This window comes from Vibrio sp. J2-4 (genome assembly GCF_021728155.1).
GTDB lineage: Bacteria > Pseudomonadota > Gammaproteobacteria > Enterobacterales > Vibrionaceae > Vibrio > Vibrio diabolicus.
The window spans coordinates 1-15,189 of the sequence record NZ_JAKKCN010000004.1 but is presented as its reverse complement, the minus strand read 5'-3'; the positions used below and the strand labels follow the sequence as shown (position 1 = coordinate 15,189).

Below are 15,189 nucleotides of genomic sequence, written 5' to 3'. Positions count from 1 at the left end.
GTTCATTTATTTTTCTCCTAAATCAGAGAGATGTTCTAACTCTCGGTTCAGAAGGTCGTTATTGCCTACATTCAATTCTATAAATCGTTTTAGTTGGCTAATGCTCTCGATGTCTATCTTGATGATCTTTAACCTAATCTCACACTTAGAAACATCCACAATTTGCGCTTTTAACGTAATCACTTGTTCGGATTGATCAAATGAAAAAGTCACATGGACTGGAAGGGCTGGATCCAAAGCCTCAGTCTCTTCCACTTTCATGAGTAAACCATGTAAGGAAAGATCTTGAATCCTAGCTTCAATTGCCAAGTCACGTTGTTCTACCTTCGCTGGCGCTTGATGGAGAATGCGTGAAAAGCGTCGTCTCTCTGCCATGTGCATTTTCTCGTCATGTCTTCAAACAGAATTGAATAGTATATCAATGCGAACAAAAAATGTTCGATTGCTGTTTGAAAAGTGTCGAGGTCGCTACAGAGTGACGTAAGTGCAATGTCATGTTCTTAACGAACGAGACGGGCTAATGAGCTCTTTTTTCTAACAAAGAAAACAAAGGCCGCTATGATAGCGGCCTTTGTACAAATTACAATCAAACTTTGCGGGTTGCTATTACTTCGCAATACGCTTGTATTTGATGCGGTGTGGTTCTGCGGCTTCAGGGCCCAACGTTTTCTTCAACCAGTCCATGTACTCGGTGTAGTTACCTTCGTAGAAGTTAACTTGGCCTTCGTCACGGTAGTCAATGATGTGGGTCGCGATACGGTCAAGGAACCAACGGTCGTGCGAGATAACCATTGCACAACCAGGGAACTCTAGTAGTGCTTCTTCTAGAGCACGCAGTGTTTCCACGTCAAGGTCGTTGGTCGGTTCGTCGAGTAGTAACACGTTACCGCCCGCTTTAAGCAGTTTCGCAAGGTGGACACGGTTACGCTCACCACCTGATAGCTCACCAATGATTTTTTGTTGGTCGCTGCCTTTAAAGTTAAAGCGTGAACAGTACGCGCGAGCAGGGATTTCGAAGTTGTTGATCTTAATAATATCAGCGCCTTCAGAAATCTCTTGGAATACGGTTTTAGAATCGTCCATGCTGTCACGGAACTGATCGACCGATGCAAGTTTCACAGTATCGCCCATTTCAATTGTGCCTGAATCTGGTTGTTCAGTACCACTTAACATCTTGAATAGGGTCGATTTACCTGCGCCGTTCGCACCGATGATACCAACAATCGCACCTTTAGGGATGCTGAATGATAGGTCATCAATTAGAACACGGCCGTCAAATGACTTCGTTAGGTTCTTCACTTCAATAACTTTATCACCTAGGCGCTCACCTGGCGGGATAAACAGTTCATTGGTTTCGTTACGTTTTTGGTGATCAGAGCTTTGCAGTTCTTCAAAGCGTGCCATACGTGCTTTTGATTTCGCTTGACGACCTTTAGGGTTTTTACGTACCCACTCAAGTTCTTTCTCGATGGTTTTTTGACGAGCACTTTCTTGAGATGCTTCTTGTTGTAGACGAGCGTCTTTTTGCTCCAACCATGAGGTGTAGTTACCTTCCCATGGGATACCTTCACCACGGTCAAGCTCTAAGATCCAACCCGCGGCGTTATCTAGGAAGTAACGGTCGTGGGTGATAGCGACTACAGTACCTGTGTAATCCACTAAGAAGCGCTCTAGCCAAGCGACAGATTCTGCATCTAGGTGGTTGGTAGGCTCATCAAGCAGCAGCATGTCTGGCTTAGAAAGTAGCAGGCGACAAATAGCGACACGGCGGCGTTCACCACCTGATAGGTGCGCAATTTTTTGGTCCCATTCAGGTAAACGAAGTGCGTTTGCAGCTCGCTCAAGTGCGTTTTCTAGGTTGTGACCATCTTTCGCTTGGATCAGAGCTTCAAGTTCGCCTTGCTCTTTTGCAAGTGCGTCGAAGTCTGCATCTGGCTCTGCGTAAGCCGCATAGACCGCATCCAAACGTTTCAGTGCGTCAGCAACGTCAGCAACCGCTTCTTCAACAACTTCACGAACGGTTTTTGATTCGTCTAATACTGGCTCCTGGGGTAGGTAGCCTACGTTTAGACCAGGTTGTGGACGCGCTTCACCGTCGATATCCGTGTCGATACCTGCCATGATACGTAGCAGTGTGGATTTACCTGCACCGTTCAGACCTAAAACACCGATTTTCGCACCAGGGAAGAAGCTCAGAGAGATGTCTTTAAGAATTTGACGCTTAGGTGGCACAATCTTGCTCACCCGCGACATGGTATATACGTATTCAGCCATTGCCGATCGTTCCTAAATTAACTGTCATTCAAACCCATCATTTTATACCAAGTGCTTTGTTTTTGTTACCGCATTGCAAGAATTTCCCTTTCGAATGGATTTCTTATTTTGAGCTGACCGGAAACTTACACGGTTAGGGTATACACTTTTGTTATTCGTTATAAATGACGAAGTGCTTTCTGCACAAGTTAGGAACTCCTTGTTTCCATCGTCTTAAAAGTTTCACGAGTACAATTTTTAATACACTAAGTTGCTTTACATGGACATCTGCATTCTGTGTAAATAGATGCATGTGTGAAAATTGCCTTAACATCACATGAACGCTAACAAAACGAGGCTTTGGGGCAGTATATGTCTGGGGAAAATGACACAAATGAGATTCAACGTATCTGAATTGGCTAAAAACGTATGCTGCGCAGCCGCGCTGTGTGCGATGAGTTTGAGTGCTAATGCCGCGCTGAGCTTGGAAAAGCAGCGTGAAGTTTATGAGCAAGCTCAAGATTTATTAGATAAAAATGACATCGACGGATACCTTTCGATCCGTCCTAAAATTTCTGACTATCCACTGACGCCTTATGTGGATTACCGAACATTTATTAGACAGTTACCGGAAAAATCGCCACAGCAGGTGAACGAATTTATTTCGGAGTACGAGTCGTTTCCTTTTTCTCGTCGTGTTCGCGCTCCATACCTCAACCATCTTTATAAGCAAAAAGATTGGAAAACCATTACTGAGTTTCAAAAAGTCATTCCAAGTGGCGAGCGTTACCAATGTATTTTCTACGTGGCTCAGTTAGAGCAAGGTAAGAAAGTCGCCGCGTTTAAAGGGGCTGAGCATATGTGGTTGCGTGGCAGAAGTATTGCCGATGAGTGCGATCCATTATTCGCAGCATGGGACAAGGCAGGTGAACGTACTGATGAATTGATTCTCCAGCGTATGCTACTGGCGTTTGATGCACGTAATGGCAGTTTGATGAGTTACTTACTTAAATTGCCTAAATCCTCGCAGGCAAGGAAACAAGCGAAAGAAATGAAGGCGTTGTTTGATAACCCTTCAAGCGTTGCGGAGTTCGCGAAGAAAAAACCGGCTAATGATTTTAATCGAGCGCAAAGCGAATATGCGCTGGAAAAGCTAGCTCGTATGAATACCAGTCAAGCGCAGAGTGCGTATGATGCCGTCATTAAAGGGCAGAAGTTTTCTTCAGAAAAGGCGCAAGCCCTGGCTGACTATATCGCATTTCGATTGACCCGTACTGAGTCTGAGTCACTAGCTAAGTGGCGCGATGATAAAACGAAAACCAGCCAGTACTTACCGCTCATTGAAACTCGCATTCGCTTAGCGATTCAGAACGCGGATTGGAAGGGCGTACAAGAGTGGATTGCCGTTCTCAATAAAGAAGAGCAAGCGTCGCTTCGCTGGCAATACTGGCTTGGACGAAGTGAAATTGCGTTAGGTGATGACATCGCAGGGAAACAGCGTTTAGCGACTTTGGTCGGGCAGCGAAACTTCTATAGTGTGGCAGCCGCCAATGCGATTGGACAATCAATCAAATACCCTACGCATACGGTTAAGTTTGATAAGCGAGTGGTTCAACCCTATCAAGACTCGTTAGTTCGTATTGAAGAGTTGATCGCGACGGATAAAATTGCAGCAGCGAAAAGTGAATGGGCACATTTATTGCGCCGCGTAGGGAAAGATGAAAAGGCGATGCTGGCGGCTTATGCGTCTTCTAAGCGTTGGCATAACCTAACGGTGACCGCGAGTATTCAAGCGCAGATGTGGGATAATATCGAACTGAGGTTCCCGATTGCGCATCGCTGGTGGTTTAACTTTTATGCAAAAAAACACAACATAGATCCCGTAACGATGATGTCCCTAGCTCGACAGGAAAGTGCGTTGGATGTCGAAGCCCGTTCTCCAGTTGGTGCTCGTGGTCTTATGCAGATCATGCCCGCTACAGCAAAGTACACAGCACGTAAATATAAGTTGAGTTATCAAGGTACGCAGGATCTCTACAATGTGGGCAAAAATATCGAAATTGGTAGCCATTATTTGCAAGGCTTATTAGAGGATTACGATAATAATCGTATTTTTGCTCTTGCTGCTTATAATGCAGGTCCTAACAGAGTAAAAACGTGGCGAGAGCGTACCCAAGGAAAAGTGGATGCTTATGCCTTTATTGAGGCAATTCCATTTAGAGAGACACGTGGCTATGTACAAAACATCCTGATGTTTGAAACATATTACCGTGATCTTTTGGGTATCGACGGCGCGTTCTTGAATCAACATGAGATCAATACCAAGTATTGAGTGAGGTAACTTGATGTCGCACGAACCCGAGTACAAAGACTGGCAACAGATTATTGAGCTAATTCGAACTAGCATGGACAGTGAGCAAGATGACATGCTGTTAACCATGCTGATGTCACGTGATGAGAGAGAATCATTAATATCACGCGTTAATATTATTAACGAGCTTCTTAAAGGAGAATTATCTCAACGTCAGATCAGCCAGATGCTTGGCGTGGGTATTGCCACTATTACTCGTGGCTCTAACGAGTTAAAGTCTAAATCTGATGAAGAGAAAGACAAACTCAAGGTTTTGTTAGAGCAAGTTGCGGTATCTAAGTAGCCAGTGATTCCAATTCGCCTTTAGGTATTGGTATCACAAGTGGTTAAGATAACGTGTTAAAAAGGGCGGAAATATCCGCCCTTTTTCGTACCTAGCGAATGGGGTGAGCGTTATAAATTTGAAGGGAAGTGCTCAGGGTTTGTGAATGGAATTAGAGCCAGAATCAAGGCTTGATGGTAAACCGAACTTCGAGTCAGCTGGTTTTGGGTGAGCAGGCTGATGGCACCACCTTTCTGTTTGATGTTCTCGGTACCAAACACCTCATCCATGACATCTCCCAGCTCATTCGCATGCTTGAGTTTGTCCAATACTTTAGGCGGCAGCATTAAGCTCGCAGAGCGAGATTCACCACGGTGAGTATTCGACTCAATCACCATCCACGCAAACGTCACGTTTGTTTCAATTCCCGCTTCAAGTCCGACATAGTAATCCGCGTTTGGCATCTCTACTTTTGCGTTTTTAACGCGGTTTAGTGCACCGCGATGAGTCTCTTCATCAGTCATAGGTTGATCTGCGACTTCACTAGGTACACTGACGCCGATGAAGTTGAACTCTTTGTGCGGAAATGCACTGTTAAATGCACTTTGAACGGCATTAATTTTAGCTGGGTTTAGCGATGCGATTACGACTTTTTGGGTTGCCATGATCTTTTTACTCACTGGTGTCTATTAACTCAATTTTACTTGGGTAGGCTTTACGTTCTCACTAGGGTAACAGCCTAATACTTTCAAGTGTTTAGTTATTTTTGTTAGCTCTTCTAGTGCCTGTTGCATTTCTGTCGAAGCAAGATGAGATTCCAAGTCTACGTAGAACATTTCTTCCCATGGGTTCCCCATAATTGGACGTGATTCTAGCTTGGTCATATTGATGCCGTAACGTTGCAGCACTAATAGTGTTTCAACCAATGAGCCAGCCTCTTGGGAGGTCGACATGATCAAGGTGGTTTTTGCTGGAATCTGAGTTGAAACCTCAACTGGTTTGCGAGCAACCACGATAAAACGAGTATGGTTCTCAGTTTGGTTTGCGATGTTGCCTTGAATTGCTTGCAAGCCGTATAGCTTACCGCTTGATGCATTACCAATTGCAGCAACATCATCACGATCCATCTCTTGAACTTTCTGCATTGCATCTGCCGTGCTGGCGCAAGACTCCAGTTTTACACCTTTCATACGGCTTAAAAACTCACTGCACTGTTGGTGTGGCTGAGGATGTGAATACAGCGTTTTAATGTTTTCCAGACGAATGTCTTTTTTCGCAACCAAGCAGTGCTCGATTGGTTGAGTTAGCTCTCCAACGATGTACAGCGTCGTGTGTTGTAGTAGGTCGTACACTTCATTAATAGAGCCTGAACTGGTGTTTTCGATAGGCAGAACACCATAATCAGCATGGCCCGATTCTACTGTTTGAGTCACTTCTTTGAAGTGTTCGCAGTTGAGCTCGATAAGTTCTGTATTTTTACGGCTGAAGTATTCGCGGCTTGCCAAGTGCGAGTAAGAGCCTTTGGCTCCTAAGAAAGCGACGCGAGCAAGTGGCTTACGACTTTGTTGCGGGTTAACGAGGTTTTGCAGGTAACTTTGCTGAAGAAGCACTGAGTCTTCAATGATGGTATGGAATAGTTTAGTGATGTACTGCGCGTCGAGTTCGTATTTATCTCGGCCATTAGAAATCAGCTTAACTAATAGTTGTTGTTCTCGAACGGCATCACGAACGGGTTTTGAGGTTTGTACTTTGCTTTTGGCTACTTCAATGCTGAGTTTACGGCGCTCAGACAATAAGCTGAGAAGTTGGTCATCCAGCTCATTCAAGCGCAAACGAATTTCTTCGAGGGAAATAGGTTGGTCAGTCATCAATTCTTTCCTTATAAAAAAGCCTCCCGATTTGGGAGGCTTTCTGTTTGTTTTTGACTTTTCTTTCACAAACGAGTTCGCCCCTCCGACTATGGGAGGAAAAAGAAGTCAAAAATAAACAGTGAGGTTAAATGCATAAATAGTGCTTAATTTATGAGTGTTTAAACACAATAAGCAAGGCCGGGGAGAGCGTCAAGCAAAAAAATAGCGCCTTTCGGCGCTATTTCCTCAATCTGGTCAGTTTACTCTTCTTCTTCCACTAGCTCAGGCTTATTTGCACGTCGAGCTTCAGGTTTGTGGGTCAGCTTGTTCAATTGTCGTTCTAGTTTTTGCTCCACTTCGTTGATAGCTGCGTAAAGATCTTCGTGAGTTGCTGAGGCAATGAGCTGGCCTTTAGGAACTTTAATAACCGCTTCGAATTTCTTCTGTTTGTTTGGTTCCTCACTGAAAGTTGCTTGGCAACCAATTAGGTCTACTTGCCATTTCTCCAGTTTTTTAAACTTGCTCTCAATATGAGCTCGGATTGCAGAGGTGATTTCGATGTTTTTGCCAGTGATATTCATTGTCATAAGTGTTTTTCCTCTGTTGCATCCCTCATGGGTTGAGTTCAGATTACCGCTTTAAGTATAAAAAAATGTGACTCAGATCATTATTTTGTTCGGGTTTTTTATGATGAAAAATGAATGTGATCTCACTCAAGATCTGCTGAGATTTATCGTGAAATTGCTTGTTATTGGTTAGTAAATCCGTAGATTGGATAGAGTACTCAGCTGAAAACGTCTTCGTTTTTAGGGAAGTTTTACGGCCTAATATTAGAGGTGGTTAAAATTTAACTATACGTAAAGTGTGATGACAGTCACTGAGTCTCTCAGACGAATTTATTTACAAAGCCGCTTATTGTACAAGCGGCTTTTTTGTGTCTGGCGTTTGACTGACTTTTCGTAGCGGTATCATGAAGAAGGGATCCTTTGGAGCCAGTGATACCCGCTCTAGACTTTTGACTTGGTCCAAACTTTCTAGCTGTTTGTATATAACGTAATAGCGATTAATGCTTGTGACGTACCCAACCGTTGAGCTTAAACTTTTCCGCATAACGACTTCCACGTTATTGAACCAAATATTAGGATCGTAGCCTTGCTGGGCTGCACGTTTACGAATTCGTTCTACATTCCCGGGGCCAGCATTGTAAGCCGCTAAGGTAAAGTAGAGTTTATTTTCCGCCGTAATAGCAGGATCACTGAAGTACTGTTTACGCAAAAATGCTAAATACTTCACGCCAGCATGAATATTGTTTTCTAGCTGCCGAACGTTTTTGATATTGATATTAGGGTCTCGAGCCGTGCTGGGTAGAACTTGCATTATGCCGACTGCACCTCGACTTCCAACGAGGTCGTTATTAAAGCCGGACTCTTTATAAGCGACGGCTGCGATCAGTAGATAGTCGATATCGTACTTCTCACCATAGCGTGAAAACAACGTAGCAAGCTTTTCTAGTTGAGCAATTTTGTTGGGGTTAAGGGCTTTGTTTAGCCAACCTGTGTTATCGATGTATTTTCCGTAAATGACGTTACCGAGCAGTGTCCCAGAACGAGATTTCTGAATAAACTTGTTCACGACGGCTTTCAAACTTGGGCTGTTTTCCCGCATTGCCCAAGCGATTTTACCATTTTCACGAATAGGGATTTCTGGGTGAGCTCGAATATCATCCATCACTTTCAGCCAAAGTTTGGCTTTATGACTATCGAGAACAATGGCTTTGACGTAGCCGTTATTGAGCATCCCAACCAGTTCGTAGTCTTGCAGTGTTTCTTCAATAAAATGTACGACAACGGGTGGCAAGCCTTTTTTATTTAGCTTCTTATTTAGTGCTTGAATACTCTCAAAGTAGCTAGAACTGGCACGTACCCAAACCTCTTTGCCGCTCAGTTGCTCAATGTTAGTCATGGCTGGTGTGCTTTTGTTCGTGACTATCCACTCGTCAATACCAGTAAGAATGGGTGAACTAAAATCGACTTTCTGTTTACGTGTGTTGGTAATGGTCAGATTGGCGACGACTAGATCACCGGAGCCATTTTCTAAGGCTGGCAGAAGTTGGTCACGGGCTAGAGGAATAATTTGTACGTTAAGTTTCGGTTTGAGCTTACGAAGGTCTTTTTCGAAATGCGCCAGGAGTTCTGCACCTATTCCTTTTGGTGTACCGCCCTCAATGTAATAGAAGCCTAGATCAGCAGAAACGAGGACACGTAAAACATTCTTCTCTTTAATAACATCGAGATCCCCAGTGTAAGGAGGTTGCTTGAGTGGTGATATTTGCAGTGCGCAAACGGAAGCAGACAATAAGAGCAGCATAACTGCGCATAGCTTAGGTATCGTCACGTTCACATCCTTTTATAAAGGGGAGGGGAACTTTAAGCATATGTAGAGCCCCGTAGATCATCAAGCAAGGGCAGAACACGCTATTGCGGGTAATAAAAAACCGCCACGGTAAAAACGGTGGCGGTTTAGTTTGAAGCGGCTCAGTTACTTCACAGGGTTGAGCTCGATAAGCTTTTCAGTTCTTGCTACGGCGTCTTCCAAACCGAGTTGCTTGTAGGCCTCTAGCTGGATAGTCAGTGACTTACGTGCCGCTTCGGTGTCTGGGAATGCTTTTTGTAGCTCTTGACTGCGATTAATTGCAGCTACCCAGGCTTCACGGCGGAGGTAGAAGTCAGCCGTCGCTAAGTCATAGTTCGCTAGGCGGTTTTTCAGCGCAACCATGCGTTTTTGTGAATCTTGTGCGTATGGGCTGTTCGGGTAGCGTTGAAGCAGTTTTTTGAAGTCATCAAACGCTTTTTTTACTGGCTCAGGATCGCGATCGCTTCGATCTACGCTGAACAAATCATGCATAAAGTTACGATCTTGCGCCATATGGCTTAGGCCGCGCATGTACAGTACCCAGTCCATTTTTTCATGGGTTGGGTTTAAACGCATAAAGCGAGAAATGGTTGCCAAGCCCAAAGCAAGGTCGTCGTTTTTGTAGTACGCATAGATTAGGTCAAGCTGCACCTGTTCTGAGTAGGCACCGAATGGGTAACGTGAGTCTAATGCTTCCAGTTTCTCAATTGCAGAAAGCCAATTACCACTTTGAAGAGAAATCTGCGCGTCTGCATACAGTTCCGAAGGCGGCACATCAGGAACGATTTCTTCTTTGCTTGCACATCCAAACAGAAGGGATACCGCTAAAAGGCCTGTTAAAGTCTGACGTTTCATATCAGGAGTCTGTTCCTTGAATCTAAATATTTCTTAAGCTGCCGTTACTTTCTTTCCAGTAACAGATACAATGACGTAATAGTCTATTTTTTCACAGTCGTGAGCATTAGTCTCACAGTTTTTAAAAAAGTTCGATATGGCTCAGCAGATTGTATTAACAAATACCGTAAAAGATAGCCAGTTAGGTCAACGTTTAGACCAAGCTATCGCCGAATTATTCGCGGACTTCTCTCGCTCGCGCCTGAAAGAGTGGCTGCTTGATGGGAAAGTTCAAGTTAATGGTGAAGTTGTCACCAAACCTCGCACCAAAGTAATGGGTGGCGAGGAAATTACATTGCAAGCCGAGTTAGAAGATGAAGAACGCTGGGAAGCGCAAGATATCCCGCTAGATATCGTTTTTGAAGATGACGATATTATCGTTATCAATAAGCCTCGTGACTTTGTGGTTCACCCAGGTGCCGGTACGCCAGATGGTACGGTGCTTAATGCGTTGTTGCATCATTACCCTGATATCGCAGAAGTGCCTCGAGCTGGCATTGTGCACCGTCTGGATAAAGACACAACGGGTCTGATGGTGGTGGCGAAAACCGTTCCTGCACAAACTCGTCTGGTTCGCGCACTGCAAAAACGTAATATTACTCGAGAGTACGAAGCGATCGCTATTGGTCGTATGACAGCGGGCGGTAAAGTGGACCAACCTATTGGTCGTCATTCTACCAAGCGCACGCTTATGGCGGTAGCACCAATGGGTAAACCAGCGGTAACGCACTACCGTGTCGCTGAACGTTTCCGCGAACACACACGTATCCGTCTGCGTCTTGAAACGGGTCGTACGCACCAGATCCGTGTGCACATGTCTTACCTTCAGCATCCGCTGCTCGGTGATATTGCATATGGTGGACGTGCTCGCATCCCGACAGGTGCTTCTGAAGAGCTAACGGCAATGATCCGTGGCTTCGATCGCCAAGCATTGCACGCCGTAATGCTACGCTTTGAACATCCAATTACGGGAGAAGTACTTGAGTTCCATGCCCCTGTGCCTGATGATATGGTGGCGATGACTGAAGCGCTTCGTCAAGATACGGAAGAGCACGGTTTACCGGAAGAGTTCTAAGATGAAGACAATCATTCCGAATTGGCGTGCGCCTAAAAATGTCAAAGCTTTTGCCTCAACACGTATAGGCGGTTTTTCGACAGGCCCTTATCAAGGGCTAAATTTAGGTACTCACGTTGGGGATGATTTGTCTTTAGTAGAGAAGAACCGAGCTTGGTTGGCGCAGCAGGCGAACATGCCCAATGCGCCGATCTGGTTAAACCAAACGCATTCAACCGTTGTGGCTCAAGCAAATGAACCAACAACACAGGTGCTTGATGCGGATGGTGTATTTACTTCTTCAAGCCATGTTGTTTGTTCAGCGATGATCGCCGACTGTTTACCCGTATTATTGACTAATACACAAGGTACGCAAGTAGCCGCTGTTCATGCGGGTTGGCGCGGCTTAGCAAATGGCATTGTCGAAAATGCATTAGCGTTATTTTCAGGTGAAGTGATAGCGTGGCTTGGCCCTGCCATTGGCCCTCAAGCCTTCGAAGTGGGTGAAGATGTTCTGCAAGCTTTTGTTGATTTTGACTCACAGGCGCATCAAGCATTCATCCCACGCGATATCGATGGCAAATGGTTTGCTGGCATGTCGGTGCTGGCAACGCAACGTCTAAATCGAGCTGGTGTGACACAAGTGTTTGACTCTGGACTTTGTACTTACCAAGATAAAGCCTCTTTTTATTCGTATCGCCGTGATGGTAAAACTGGTCGGCAAGCCACCTTTATTTGGATTGAAGATTAGTTATAAGCACTAAAGTGCCAAGATACATAGTGCTATTTTTGCAAAGCTATCTTTATTCATTCACTCCCTTGAAATTCCTCCTCTGAGTATCCATCTTTCTAACTGTCAAAAGAATTTCCTTTAGTTGAGGTTAGGAAGGTAGATATGCGTCTTGATCGATTCACAAGTAAGTTTCAAATCGCTATCTCTGATGCTCAATCACTAGCGTTAGGGCGCGATCATCAATATATCGAGCCAGTTCACCTAATGGTGGCTTTGCTTGACCAAAATGGCAGTCCAATTCGTCCATTGCTTACTATGCTGGATGTGGACGTAACGCATTTACGCTCTAAATTGAGTGAAATGCTAGATAGATTACCAAAAGTCAGTGGCATCGGTGGAGATGTACAGCTCTCTAGTTCGATGGGCACGTTGTTTAACCTGTGTGACAAAGTGGCGCAAAAGCGTCAAGACTCCTATATCTCGTCTGAAATCTTCCTGCTTGCTGCTTTAGAAGATCGCGGACCATTGGGGCAATTACTCAAAGAGATCGGTTTAACAGAGCAAAAAGTTAGCCAAGCAATCGAAAAGATCAGAGGTGGTCAAAAGGTTAATGACCCGAATGCAGAAGAACTTCGCCAAGCATTGGAAAAGTTCACCATTGACCTTACCGAGCGAGCCGAACAGGGCAAACTGGATCCGGTTATCGGCCGTGATGATGAAATTCGCCGTACCATCCAAGTATTGCAGCGCCGTACTAAAAACAATCCTGTGATCATCGGTGAACCTGGCGTAGGTAAGACCGCAATTGTTGAAGGCTTAGCTCAGCGCATTGTCAACAATGAAGTGCCAGAAGGTTTGCGTGGTCGCCGCGTGCTGTCATTAGATATGGGCGCACTGGTTGCTGGTGCTAAGTACCGTGGTGAATTTGAAGAGCGCTTGAAGTCGGTATTGAATGAACTCGCTAAAGAAGAAGGCAATGTCATTCTGTTTATCGACGAGCTCCATACTATGGTTGGTGCGGGTAAAGGTGAAGGCTCCATGGATGCGGGGAACATGCTCAAACCTGCATTAGCCCGTGGTGAACTGCACTGTGTTGGCGCAACAACACTGGATGAATATCGTCAGTACATCGAAAAAGATGCGGCGTTAGAACGTCGTTTCCAAAAAGTGCTGGTGGATGAGCCGACCGTTGAGGATACCGTGGCGATTTTACGTGGCTTGAAGGAGCGTTATGAGCTTCATCATCACGTTGAAATTACCGACCCTGCGATTGTTGCAGCGGCGAGTTTGTCACATCGTTATGTTTCTGACCGTCAGCTGCCGGATAAAGCGATCGACTTAATTGATGAAGCGGCTTCAAGCATTCGTTTACAAATTGACTCTAAGCCAGAGTCATTAGATAAGCTTGAGCGTAAAATCATCCAACTCAAAATTGAGCAGCAAGCACTAAGTAACGAGCACGATGAAGCGAGTGAAAAGCGTTTGAAAGCACTTAATGAAGAACTCAATGAAAAAGAACGTGAGTACGCTGAACTAGAAGAGGTTTGGAATACAGAAAAAGCCGCACTTTCTGGCACTCAACATATTAAGTCTGAGCTTGAACAAGCTCGTATGGACATGGAGTTTGCTCGCCGAGCTGGTGATCTAAACCGCATGTCGGAACTGCAATATGGTCGTATTCCTGAACTTGAGAAGCAGTTAGATCTTGCAACCCAAGCGGAAATGCAGGAAATGACATTATTGCGTAATAAAGTAACCGACAACGAGATTGCAGAAGTACTTTCTAAGCAAACTGGCATCCCAGTATCCAAGATGCTAGAAGCGGAAAAAGAGAAACTACTTCGTATGGAAGACGTACTGCATAATCGTGTGGTAGGGCAAAGCGAAGCGGTCTCTGTTGTATCGAATGCCATTCGTCGTAGTCGAGCTGGGCTTTCTGATCCAAACCGACCAATTGGCTCCTTCTTATTCTTAGGTCCAACTGGTGTAGGTAAAACAGAGCTTTGTAAGACACTTGCGAGCTTTATGTTCGACAGCGAAGATGCGATGGTCCGTATCGACATGTCTGAGTTCATGGAGAAACACTCAGTGGCAAGATTGGTGGGTGCGCCTCCAGGCTATGTCGGATATGAAGAGGGTGGTTACTTAACGGAAGCGGTTCGTCGCAAGCCGTATTCGGTAATTTTGTTAGATGAAGTAGAGAAAGCGCATCCGGATGTATTTAACATTCTGCTGCAAGTTCTCGATGATGGGCGTTTAACGGATGGTCAAGGTCGTACTGTTGACTTCCGTAATACGGTTGTGATCATGACATCGAACTTGGGTTCATCTCGTATCCAAGAGAATTTCGCAACATTAGACTATCAAGGTATCAAGAGTGAAGTAATGGATGTGGTTAGCAAACACTTCCGTCCTGAGTTCTTGAACCGTGTTGACGAAATCGTGGTGTTCCATCCACTTGGTCAAGAGCACATCAAGTCCATCGCTTCTATTCAATTAGAACGTTTGGCGAAACGACTAGAAGAAAAAGGATATCAACTAGAGGTTTCTGACAAAGCACTCGATTTGATCGCTCAAGTTGGTTTCGACCCTGTATATGGTGCGCGTCCTTTAAAACGCGCAATTCAACAGAATGTCGAGAACCCATTAGCCAAATCGATTCTTTCTGGTGAAATTGTTCCAGACAAGAAAGTGCAGCTAATCGTTACTAATGACCAAATTCGTGCCCATCAGTAATTGCACGGATACAATAAAAAATGAGATAAAAATCACATTCAAGGGGCCATTTGGCCCCTTTTCTATAATGTTTTAGAGCCTCTTGCCTGTTTTCTGTACGAATGAACTAAAAAGGTGAGTTTTTTTTAAAAATGCACTTGTGTTCCTTAATGAACGCCCTATAATACGCCTCCGTTGTCAAGGGAAAGCAAGTTAAGCGACGTCTAGACAACAAGGCCAGTGAGTTAAGAATTAACTCGCAGATAAATAACTTAAAAAAGTGTTTGACACGATAAGTTATCTAGCTAAAATGGCCGTCCACTTTGAAGAGAAGTTCAAAGTGTGCTCTTTAAAAATATAGACCTATCAATCTGTGTGGGCACTCGTTGATGATAATCCAATTAGAAGCTTCGGCTTCAAATTAGGTTTCAATGAAACGAAGTGACCATTGAATCTTCGGATTCAGCACAGTCAATTCAAACATTACTTTATGTAATGTTCAGTATTCATTGAGCCGAACAAAATCTTAAATTGAAGAGTTTGATCATGGCTCAGATTGAACGCTGGCGGCAGGCCTAACACATGCAAGTCGAGCGGAAACGAGTTATCTGAACCTTCGGGGAACGATAACGGCGTCGAGCGGCG

General features: G+C 44.6%; 12 protein-coding genes, 1 rRNA gene and 1 other annotated feature. Of the genes, 6 read left to right on the top strand and 7 right to left on the bottom strand.

The genetic code is table 11. From position 1 onward, the window contains the following. Positions 1 to 6 precede the first annotated feature (6 nt). The gene (locus L3V32_RS14645; protein ID WP_046874174.1) at positions 7 to 375 is read right to left on the bottom strand and encodes a PilZ domain-containing protein; all 369 of its coding nucleotides are present in this window, start codon (positions 373 to 375) and stop codon (positions 7 to 9) included. A 231-nt stretch (positions 376 to 606) separates the two neighbouring features. Further along, complete coding sequence (gene ettA / locus L3V32_RS14640) at positions 607 to 2,274, bottom strand: energy-dependent translational throttle protein EttA (protein ID WP_005381894.1); 1,668 nt, start codon at positions 2,272 to 2,274, stop codon at positions 607 to 609. A gap of 373 nt (positions 2,275 to 2,647) precedes the next feature. On the opposite strand from ettA, the gene sltY reads away from it, so the two are divergent. Next, the gene (sltY, locus tag L3V32_RS14635; protein WP_237284610.1) at positions 2,648 to 4,585 is read left to right on the top strand and encodes a murein transglycosylase; all 1,938 of its coding nucleotides are present in this window, start codon (positions 2,648 to 2,650) and stop codon (positions 4,583 to 4,585) included. A gap of 13 nt (positions 4,586 to 4,598) precedes the next feature. Continuing rightward, the gene (trpR, locus tag L3V32_RS14630) at positions 4,599 to 4,907 is read left to right on the top strand and encodes a trp operon repressor (RefSeq protein ID WP_012842123.1); all 309 of its coding nucleotides are present in this window, start codon (positions 4,599 to 4,601) and stop codon (positions 4,905 to 4,907) included. Between the two features lie 110 nt (positions 4,908 to 5,017). Here trpR and yjjX read toward each other — a convergent pair whose 3' ends face one another. The 5 genes from yjjX to L3V32_RS14605 all read right to left on the bottom strand — a co-directional run bounded on the left by yjjX (position 5,018) and on the right by L3V32_RS14605 (position 10,003). Further along, positions 5,018 to 5,551: an inosine/xanthosine triphosphatase gene (gene yjjX / locus L3V32_RS14625; RefSeq protein ID WP_171058483.1), complete on the bottom strand. Its 534-nt coding sequence runs from the start codon at positions 5,549 to 5,551 to the stop codon at positions 5,018 to 5,020. Positions 5,552 to 5,575: 24 nt separating this feature from the next. Then, on the bottom strand, positions 5,576 to 6,754 hold the full coding sequence (gene pheA / locus L3V32_RS14620) for a prephenate dehydratase (RefSeq protein ID WP_005397485.1): 1,179 nt from the start codon (positions 6,752 to 6,754) through the stop codon (positions 5,576 to 5,578). A 12-nt stretch (positions 6,755 to 6,766) separates the two neighbouring features. Further along, positions 6,767 to 6,888, bottom strand: a sequence feature (Phe leader region). 108 nt (positions 6,889 to 6,996) lie between these two features. Next, positions 6,997 to 7,323, bottom strand: a complete 327-nt coding sequence (gene hpf, locus L3V32_RS14615; RefSeq protein ID WP_005397484.1) for a ribosome hibernation-promoting factor, HPF/YfiA family — start codon at positions 7,321 to 7,323, stop codon at positions 6,997 to 6,999. 325 nt (positions 7,324 to 7,648) lie between these two features. Next, positions 7,649 to 9,103: a lytic transglycosylase F gene (locus L3V32_RS14610; protein ID WP_176319053.1), complete on the bottom strand. Its 1,455-nt coding sequence runs from the start codon at positions 9,101 to 9,103 to the stop codon at positions 7,649 to 7,651. A gap of 171 nt (positions 9,104 to 9,274) precedes the next feature. Further along, the gene (locus L3V32_RS14605; RefSeq protein WP_005385927.1) at positions 9,275 to 10,003 is read right to left on the bottom strand and encodes an outer membrane protein assembly factor BamD; all 729 of its coding nucleotides are present in this window, start codon (positions 10,001 to 10,003) and stop codon (positions 9,275 to 9,277) included. Positions 10,004 to 10,139: 136 nt separating this feature from the next. Between L3V32_RS14605 and rluD the strand changes: the two genes are divergently transcribed. The 4 genes from rluD to L3V32_RS14585 all read left to right on the top strand — a co-directional run. After that, positions 10,140 to 11,117, top strand: coding sequence for a 23S rRNA pseudouridine(1911/1915/1917) synthase RluD (rluD, locus tag L3V32_RS14600; protein WP_005385913.1), 978 nt, complete (start codon positions 10,140 to 10,142; stop codon positions 11,115 to 11,117). Position 11,118: 1 nt separating this feature from the next. After that, the gene (gene pgeF / locus L3V32_RS14595; RefSeq protein ID WP_237284609.1) at positions 11,119 to 11,847 is read left to right on the top strand and encodes a peptidoglycan editing factor PgeF; all 729 of its coding nucleotides are present in this window, start codon (positions 11,119 to 11,121) and stop codon (positions 11,845 to 11,847) included. A 144-nt stretch (positions 11,848 to 11,991) separates the two neighbouring features. Beyond that, entirely contained in the window at positions 11,992 to 14,565 is a 2,574-nt protein-coding gene (clpB, locus tag L3V32_RS14590; RefSeq protein ID WP_005397478.1) for an ATP-dependent chaperone ClpB, read from the top strand. A gap of 507 nt (positions 14,566 to 15,072) precedes the next feature. After that, a 16S ribosomal RNA gene (locus L3V32_RS14585) occupies positions 15,073 to 15,189 on the top strand; the annotation flags it as partial.